The sequence below is a fragment of the Enteractinococcus helveticum genome, assembly GCF_020742345.1.
Classification (GTDB): Bacteria; Actinomycetota; Actinomycetes; order Actinomycetales; family Micrococcaceae; genus Yaniella; species Yaniella helvetica_A.
This window is the reverse complement of record NZ_DYXC01000094.1, coordinates 1-8,126: the sequence shown is the minus strand read 5'-3', so window position 1 is coordinate 8,126 and position 8,126 is coordinate 1. Positions and strand designations below refer to the sequence as shown.

At 56.6% G+C, this 8,126-nt stretch carries 8 protein-coding genes; 3 read left to right on the top strand and 5 right to left on the bottom strand.

The features are described 5' to 3' along the window. The coding region (locus K8V32_RS08805) for a hypothetical protein (protein WP_303905975.1) at positions 1 to 181 on the top strand (181 nt) is incomplete at its 5' end. Positions 182 to 431: 250 nt separating this feature from the next. Here K8V32_RS08805 and K8V32_RS08800 read toward each other — a convergent pair. From K8V32_RS08800 to K8V32_RS08780, 5 genes are all read right to left on the bottom strand, one after another. After that, complete coding sequence (locus K8V32_RS08800) at positions 432 to 809, bottom strand: hypothetical protein (protein WP_303905972.1); 378 nt, start codon at positions 807 to 809, stop codon at positions 432 to 434. 641 nt (positions 810 to 1,450) lie between these two features. Continuing rightward, complete coding sequence (locus K8V32_RS08795) at positions 1,451 to 2,668, bottom strand: peptidoglycan glycosyltransferase FtsW (RefSeq protein ID WP_303905969.1); 1,218 nt, start codon at positions 2,666 to 2,668, stop codon at positions 1,451 to 1,453. Between the two features lie 419 nt (positions 2,669 to 3,087). Further along, positions 3,088 to 4,350 (bottom strand): MFS transporter, encoded by a 1,263-nt coding sequence (locus tag K8V32_RS08790; RefSeq protein WP_303905966.1) that lies wholly within the window; start codon positions 4,348 to 4,350, stop codon positions 3,088 to 3,090. Between the two features lie 99 nt (positions 4,351 to 4,449). After that, positions 4,450 to 4,734 carry a hypothetical protein gene (locus K8V32_RS08785; RefSeq protein WP_303905963.1) on the bottom strand — a complete coding sequence of 95 codons (285 nt, stop codon included), beginning with the start codon at positions 4,732 to 4,734 and terminating at the stop codon, positions 4,450 to 4,452. Between the two features lie 124 nt (positions 4,735 to 4,858). After that, complete coding sequence (locus K8V32_RS08780) at positions 4,859 to 5,764, bottom strand: LysR family transcriptional regulator (RefSeq protein WP_303905960.1); 906 nt, start codon at positions 5,762 to 5,764, stop codon at positions 4,859 to 4,861. Positions 5,765 to 5,873: 109 nt separating this feature from the next. Between K8V32_RS08780 and K8V32_RS08775 the strand changes: the two genes are divergently transcribed. Both K8V32_RS08775 and K8V32_RS08770 read left to right on the top strand, forming a co-directional pair. Next, complete coding sequence (locus K8V32_RS08775; RefSeq protein WP_303905957.1) at positions 5,874 to 6,914, top strand: alcohol dehydrogenase catalytic domain-containing protein; 1,041 nt, start codon at positions 5,874 to 5,876, stop codon at positions 6,912 to 6,914. Continuing rightward, positions 6,911 to 7,972 (top strand): flavin monoamine oxidase family protein, encoded by a 1,062-nt coding sequence (locus K8V32_RS08770; RefSeq protein ID WP_303905954.1) that lies wholly within the window; start codon positions 6,911 to 6,913, stop codon positions 7,970 to 7,972. The genes K8V32_RS08775 and K8V32_RS08770 overlap by 4 nt, the downstream gene beginning before the upstream one ends. The last annotated feature ends 154 nt before the right edge of the window (positions 7,973 to 8,126 follow it).

Below are 8,126 nucleotides of genomic sequence, written 5' to 3'. Positions count from 1 at the left end.
TGTACTAGGAAGCGGCCTGAGAGTGATCGGATCCAGACAACCCCGGCGCCAAAAGATTATCCCAGATGACGCACCGCATTGTTTACGGACTGCACGTGAAAAGCACCCTGCTATTGCAGAGTGGTGGTTAAAGGTGGATGGCCCCGATCAACCCAAATTGATCGGGGCCATCCGCCTTTAACAACCACTCTGCAATAGCAGGGTGCTTTTCACATGCAGCCTGTAACCAATATGGTGCGTGATCTGCGATATTCTTTTGGCGCCGGGGTTGTCTGGATCCGATCACTCTCAGGTCGGTTCCTAGTCCAACAAAACGTCGGCTATGAATAGACTGTTATCAGGACCAGCTACTTCTAGTGATTCCGTGTAGTAGCCAGCGCTGACACCTACTCGGCGTTTAGCGCTGGACTAGTACCTCCTGAAATACTTGGTTAGGCGGCTGCTGCTGAATGTCGGTGCGCGCGGGCGGCAGCTACCAGACTGCGAATCGCAAACACCCCGTAGGCGATCAACAAAACGAAAGTGATCACACTGGTGATAATGATTGCAGGCTGGTCAGCCGTTCCGGCGAACAGGGCTCCCAGATCCATGACGTGCATGAACGTTGTTCCGAGGCCAACCAGAGCAACGATAAGTCCGAGGATGGTGCCGGCGACTTCGCTCAACAGGTCGAGGACGGCACAGGCAACAAACGCTAAGCCGAGCATTGAGGGAACGAGCGCTACCCAGGTGGCCGGCGACGTCATGCCGTAGGCAGCACCGCCCACCAGAATAAGCACAATACCGAGAATTATACTGATGCGTGACATGATGTTCCTTCCGAGCGGTCGCGGAAGCAGCGAGGCCGCTTGCTCCGCGACTCTCATGTCTCTATTATCCCACGTTTGTCAAGATTTGGTATGCGTGTTCGAGGTCCATCGATGAAGTTCTCGGTGGCGTGGCACCGCGGTGCCTTCGGAGGTGCGGTGCTGTGTACTCAAAGGCGTAGTCGGCGTCGTATATCTAAAGGTTGCCACGGTTACCGTTGTCCTGGCCTGAAGCTGCGTTACTTCCTGGTAACCCAGCTCCTGGTAGCGCTGAACTACCGCCGAAAAGTACGTTCAACCCGCACTATCCACCACAACATCCGAATATGGCAATGTTTTTACTGAGCTTAGAGTTCCTGTGAGTTGGGTGAAAGATACTGCGAGGTGCCCTTATCGAACTCCAGGGCACTTGCCCAGATCTGCCAGGAATGGACTAGAACCAGCACAGGCAATAATTGTCTGCCCCGGTACCATGACTGCCACTTTTCAGTTGGACGTTCGCTGAGCACCAAAGCCACGTAGTAATATCTCAGCGGTCACAGCACCGAGAAACCACCCAACCTGGCTCGACCACCGTAGTGCGCGGTCTTTGATGCTCGACGGGGCCGCGCAGGCCCCGCAAGATGTGTTGTACGAACGCCACGCTACATTCTCAGCTCGACCACACGGTGCCCTGAAACTTCAGGGAGTCTGATGAGGCTGTGGTCTACCGGGTTGGTTTCTTGATGCGTCGCAAACGAAAGAACAACGCCTGAAGCCAGGATGCTCATCATCAAAGCAGAACCGCCTGCAGAAATGAAGGGGAGCGGAACCCCGATGATAGGAAGTAGGCCGGTGACCATAGCAATGTTCATAATGGCTTGGCCCAACAGCCAGGTCATGATGGCGCCTGTGGAGATGAGGACGAACGGATCAGTGGTGTGGTATGCAACCCGAAACATACCGATGCCCAGAGCCATGAATAACCCGATAATCAATAAGGTACCAGCCAGGCCCAATTCTTCCCCCAGCACAGCAAGGATAAGGTCGTTGCCGGCTTCAGGGATATACGACCACTTCTGGCGGGACTGGCCTAGCCCAACACCAAACCAGCCTCCTGAAGCTAATGCAAAAACCCCTTGCTCGTACTGAAAACACGGGTCGGCCGGGTGATCGCACTTGCCGAGCCAAGCGTCAATGCGCATCATGCGGTTGCCCGACTGCATAGTCACCACGATCAGCGCTACTAATCCAATGCCTGCCGTGATGAGTAAATAGATGGTACGAACCCCAGCGAGGAAGAGGATCGTTGCGATGATCGTCAAGACGATGAGTACGGTACCAATATCCTTGCCTGCAAGAATTAGCATCACGATTGCAGCACCGAATGGAAACACCACCGGGATCAGGAGATCTTTCCCGTAGTTTGTGGTCTTGAGTTTCTCGCTTAGTGCATAGGCAGCCCAAACACTAAATGCCAGCTTTGCTGCCTCGGAAGGTTGGAAAGAGAATCCTCCCAGTCGGATCCACCGACGGCCGCCATTAATTTCAAATCCCAATGGCGTAAAGATTAATAAGAGCAGGGCGACGCTAAGCAGCAGTATGATCACGGCCAACCTATAGTAGGTTTTCCGTTTCCACTTTTTCATCCAAAATAACAGCCCGAGTCCAAGTGCTGCGTATAAACCCTGTGAGGTCAGCGAAGCAAAGGACCCGGCACCGCCAATAGCTTCTACAGAAGAAGCAGATACGACCATCACGACACCAATGCACGTTAGCCCAATGGTGGGGCCAAGAATAAGCCAATAGGTGGAGCGCTGGGCTCGTGTCCCGGTGAGCCAGTCCCAAACACGCTGAACTCGGCGTGGGGTGCGGGTGGTCATACTGCTCCTTGCAGAAATACATGCCATTGAGAATAGGGCTTGCCCGCCTACCCTACTGTTTTTAGCTCCGGCTTGGTGGATCACCGCTTTTCGTGCGTTTCGTGATCGTGTCGGCCTGAGTGCGATCGATGGTCGTTCTCAACGGCGATTCCCAAACCACCGGAATTGTCATCAGTGCTAAGACAGAGCTCATGGTGAAGCTCATAAATAACCAGTCCACAACCGTCAGTGAGAATTCGCGACGAAACTCCCTGCTGGACACATACCCACAGTCGTCAACCTGTGTCTCAACAAACGTCGTCTCATATCTTCATCGTTGCCGTGAAACCAGGCTGTGCCAAGAAGCAGTCAGATCGTTTACTGTGGATGCCGTCTTTTTTCTTTTGAGATCTCTCTATACTGACGACTTGGCTGGTTGATCATGCATCGGTTCGGGCATGAAGCCTCGGTGCCAGGGCAATCGCGGGGATAATAATCAGGGCAAGAATGCCGCCCACGATGGTGACGATCCCAAATCCTGTCGCACTCATGAGTACACCTGAGAACACCCCGGCGCCTGCCCCGAAGATTTGGTACCAGACGTCAATACTGCCTTGGGTAGCGGCCCGAGTTTCTGGCTGGGTCCCGTGAACAATCAGTGTGGTGCCCGACACGAGGCCGACGTTCCAACCGATGCCCAGTAAAACCAAAGCGATGACCAGCGCGGCCAGGCTTTCACCCGGTGCAAATGCTGCCACGAGCCCGGACGCCAATAAGATCAGACCACCAGTGATGGCCATGACCCGCGGACCGATTTTATCGACCAGCGGTCCGGTGACAAGCGAGGGGAGCCACATGGCCCCGACGTGGAGACCAATGACCAGCCCAATCGCGCCCATGGAATGATCGTGAGCGCGCATGTGCACCGGCGTCATCGTCATAATCCCGACCATAACGATCTGCGAGATGACCAGCACTAACGCGCCGATTCGAACGAGTCGTGAAGGTTTCTCAACCGGTGTTTTGGCAGTAATGCTGTCGGCTTGGGGACTTTCTTGAGCTTCTAACTGTTTGGCCACCAGATAGGGGTCGGGGCGCAGCATGGTCACCAGGATGACACCGGCGGTGATGTAAGCGACGGCGGCCAGCAAGAAGGGGCCCGCGAGCGTGGGTAGGCCGAAGCCTTCGGCGAGGCCGCCGAGTGGTTCAATGAGATTAGGCCCGGCGACCGCGCCGATCGTGGTGGCCACCATGGCCGTACTAACGGCGGTGCCTTTGCGGTTGGCTGGAGCCAGGTCGGTGCCTGCGTAGCGTGCTTGCATATTGGTCGCGGTGCCCGCACCATACAGGAACAAAGAAATAAACAGCAGTATCGGGCTGACAAAGTGTGTGGCGGCGACGACGCCGATGGCGCCGATCCCGCCGATAATGAATCCGAAGCCCAGTGCCTTGCGACGCCCGGAGCGTTGGGCGGCACGGCCTACAATGAATGCGGTCAGTGCTGCACCCAGCGTAAATAACGCTGTGGGAAGTCCCGATAAGGCGTCGCTGCCCAGCATATCTTGGGCGATCAGAGCGCCGACTGAAATGCCTGCGGCCAGCCCGGCGCCCCCAAACGACTGACTTGTCAGCACTGTGGTGAGGGTTCGGCGATGCAGTTGTTGTCGCCGTTGGGGCGTAATAGTTTCAGTCAGTGTGGTCACGTGCAGGGCTCCTGGAGAAAATAATGTTAAGACATTGAACGGCACGACAGACCGCAGAGCGCGCGCGGGGTCTGTCGTGCCGAAACTGTGCTGGCAGCGTTAGGCGACTTGGTATATGCGGATTTCCGGGTCTGCGCTGAGATGTGGGGATAGTCCGCCGACGACGTCGGAAGTGAATAGGTCGGTCGACAGGTAGGCTTCAGCCTGAGCTGGAGTTTCGAACCCGTGCAGGACTTGGACATCCTCATCGCGCACTAGCAGCTCTTTGCTCGTTGCGCCATCGATGGTGTCAAGGAATTGTTGTTTGTACTGCTGGTAGACACCTGCGGCAGCTTCTCGGTTGGCTTCGGCAACCTGCAAGGTAATTTGGAGATATGCGGCCATTATGCGCCTCACTTTCGTAGACATATTCCGGAACCCAGCGTATCTAGCTGGTCCAGAAACTCACGCTAAAAGATTCGTGGCTTCTCGGGTAGGTCAGTGCCATGAATGCGGGTATAGCTAATGGTTATGACGATAGCTCGGTCGCGGGGGTGGATTGCTGGGCTATACGCTGGGTGAGGGTTTCAATATCGGCTCGCAGGGGAGAGGCCGGATCCCATACTGCTTCATAAAAGATTTCGACTTCGACATCCTCGTCGTGTAACCGCCGGTGGGGTGCCTTCGGTGAGCTGAGCTTGGATAACGGCAGGATCGCGGTACCTAACCCAAGATTAGCCCATTGTTCCAGGACCTGGTAGCTGACTGCTTCACCTGGATATGTCTGCATGGGCAGGCGGTGGGAATCGAAGAGTTGTGTTGTGAACGTGGTGAGCCCGCACGAATCCGGGACCAAAATAAATGACCCGTCGGCTGCGTCGGCAAGTTGCACCGCTGTTGAATCAGTTGGTTCGGGCTCGACAACAACGATTGGTTCGGCGTCAATGATCCGGTGTTCGAACTGGGGCAGTGGTGCAACCGATGGGATTAGAATCAGGTCGAGTTTTCCTACCTGCAGATCCTGTTGGAGTTCGGCCAGATCCGCTTCGCGCAGCACCAAATCCCGGGGTGTAGCCAGTTCGGCAACCGCCGAATATGCCCGAGCCACCAATTGGGGGTTGATGAGCGGGGAGACGCCAATGTGTAAGCTGCTGCGTTCTGGTTCAGTCAGGCGAGCGGCCTCTGCGGTAATGGCATCCAGATGGGCTACGGCTCGTTGAATCAGCGGCAGCAGCCGGGCTCCGAACGCGGTGGTGGTTACGCCACGAGTGGAGCGCTCAAAGAGCCGGGCGCCCAACTGTTGTTCGAGTTTGGCAATACTATTGGACAGTGCCGGCTGGGTGACACCGCACACGCGTGCCGCGCTACTAAATGAACCGGTGTCGGCAACGACATCGGCATATCGGAGACTTTCGACGCTGAACCGTTCAGTCATAACCAGTCATTATAGGGGCATTCAAGCGTTCGGCCTACCTCCCCAGGTGGAAGGCCCGATAAGGTGCGTATAGAAATGTGTGCACTGTTGGTGGAAGGAAGTATTGCGGATGTCGAGTCAACCCGAGTCCAATGGCCTGATCATGCGGGTTCATGAACCCGCCGGGCCGCTGGTAGCTGAAACCCAGACACCTCAAACACCAGATGTCGGGCTGGTTCGGGTCGATATCAAAGCTACCGGTGTGTGTTTTGCCGACGTCGGTGTGGCAGCAGCGCAAGGCGACAGCGTCGCTTTCCCGGTGACACCTGGGCATGAAATTGCTGGAGTCATCGCTGAGGTCGGTGCCGATGTAACGCACTGGCACGTCGGCGACCGAGTTGCTGTCGGCTGGTTTGGTGGCAGCTGCGGGTACTGTTCGTATTGCCGCAGTGGCGACCCGGTGCATTGTCCACAACGGGTCATGCCAGGGTGGTCCTACCCGGGCGGCTGGGCGCAGTCGATCATTGTGCCCGCCGAGGCCTTAGCCGCGATCCCCGACGGTATGGATTTTTTCGACGCCGCACCCATGGGCTGTGCTGGGGTTACAACGTTCAATGCGACCCGCAATGCTAATGTGCCAACCGGTGGCACCGTTGCGGTTTTTGGTATCGGTGGACTAGGCCATTTAGCAGTGCAGTTTGCCTCGGCAATGGGCTATCGGACCATTGCTATCGCACGAGGCACCGATCGCGCCGAAATGGCACGCCAGTTGGGTGCCGATCATTATATTGATTCCACCGCCCAAGACCCAGGCCAGGCTTTGGCCGAGCTAGGTGGTGCCGATCTGATCTTATTCACGGATTCCACCACTGACCCGGTGGAAACCTTACTGCCCGGTCTAGCAGTCTACGGTCGATTGGTTTTGATCGGTGTTGACGACGGGTCCATCACCGTCCCGGCAGGACAACTAGTGTCGAAGGGACAAACCGTTACCGGCCATCTGACCGGTAGTCCCACCGATACTGAACAGACAATGCGTTTTGCCCATCGCAACGGGGTTCGCCCAATCATCGAACAGATGCCCCTGACCGAAGCCAATGCTGCGGTGGCACGTGTGGCACACGGTGATGCCCGGTTTCGCATTGTCCTGGACCCCGGTGGTAGTAAGTGACAACCGACGTAGATGTTGCCGTCATTGGCGCAGGGATCGCCGGCCTGACCGCTACGCGTGCCCTGAACCAAGCCGGGTACCGGGTCGTCTGCATAGAAGCGCGGGATCGGATTGGCGGACGAGCCGTGAGCCAACACGTTGCCGGCATGACAATCGATCTCGGCGCCACGTGGTTTTGGCATAACGAACAACTCATCGCCAAGCTCACAGACCAACTCCAAGTGGACACATTTGCTCAGGCGCTTGCCGGAGATGCAATGTTTGAACCGCCCGAGCGGCCAGCCCAGCGTCTTCACGGCAACCCCATCGATGCCCCGGCTATGCGTTTAACGAACGGAGCCCAAGGCCTCGCCCACGCACTGGCCCGAGACCTTGATGCCACTCAACAGCTATTGAACAGTCCGGTAACGGCTATCCACCACGACCGCGACAGCGTGACCGTCCAAACAGCCGAAGAAGCGTGGACCAGCCGGCAGGTCATTATCGCGCTGCCACCTGCGCTGGCAGTTGCCAGCATCGAATTTTCACCCGGCTTACCGCCGGAAATTGCCGCTGCTGCAACCTCCACTGCGGTATGGATGGGTGACATGGTCAAAGCTGTGGCCGTCTATGAACAACCCTTTTGGCGGGCAGAACGACTGGCTGGTTCGGCTATCAGTTATCGAGGACCATTTCGCGAATTTCACGATCACAGCGGCCCCGCAGCCGATGGTCCCGGGGCGCTCTTTGGATTCGCCCCAGCACAGGCTCTGCCACAAGCAAATAATGACGACATTGCTGCTGCCTTCGCTCACCAATTAGTGAGGATTTTCGGTTCCGCCGCTGCCGACCCGCAGCACGTGGCAGTGACGAATTGGGCCACCGAACGTTATACGACTCCGCCACGGAGTGTTCAGGGTGGAACCGGCATGGGAAACCGGATTTTTTCGCAACCCACAGCCCAGCGCATTCACTGGGCGTCTACCGAAACCGCCGATGCCTTTGCCGGGCATATCGAAGGTGCCATCCGTGCTGGGCTCACGGTGGCCCACAACATTACAAAGACAAACTTGTCATAACTGCGTATGAGAACCGGCTGTTATTTAGCGCGACTAGCCAGGAGTTTTTTGCGTCCGTTAGAACGTATGCGTCAACGTTGAAGGGTGAGCTTATCCGACGCTGATCTCCTGCGGATGCTGCAACCAGCTGCGGATTGACCGGAATGGTGACGTT

Bases quoted from the DNA above. Each gene is read 5' to 3' on its own strand.
- K8V32_RS08800 (WP_303905972.1), bottom strand. From the start codon at position 809: ATGTCACGCATCAGTATAATTCTCGGTATTGTGCTTATTCTGGTGGGC.
- K8V32_RS08795 (WP_303905969.1), bottom strand. From the start codon at position 2,668: ATGACCACCCGCACCCCACGCCGAGTTCAGCGTGTTTGGGACTGGCTC.
- K8V32_RS08785 (WP_303905963.1), bottom strand. From the start codon at position 4,734: ATGGCCGCATATCTCCAAATTACCTTGCAGGTTGCCGAAGCCAACCGA.
- K8V32_RS08780 (WP_303905960.1), bottom strand. From the start codon at position 5,764: ATGACTGAACGGTTCAGCGTCGAAAGTCTCCGATATGCCGATGTCGTT.
- K8V32_RS08775 (WP_303905957.1), top strand. From the start codon at position 5,874: ATGTCGAGTCAACCCGAGTCCAATGGCCTGATCATGCGGGTTCATGAA.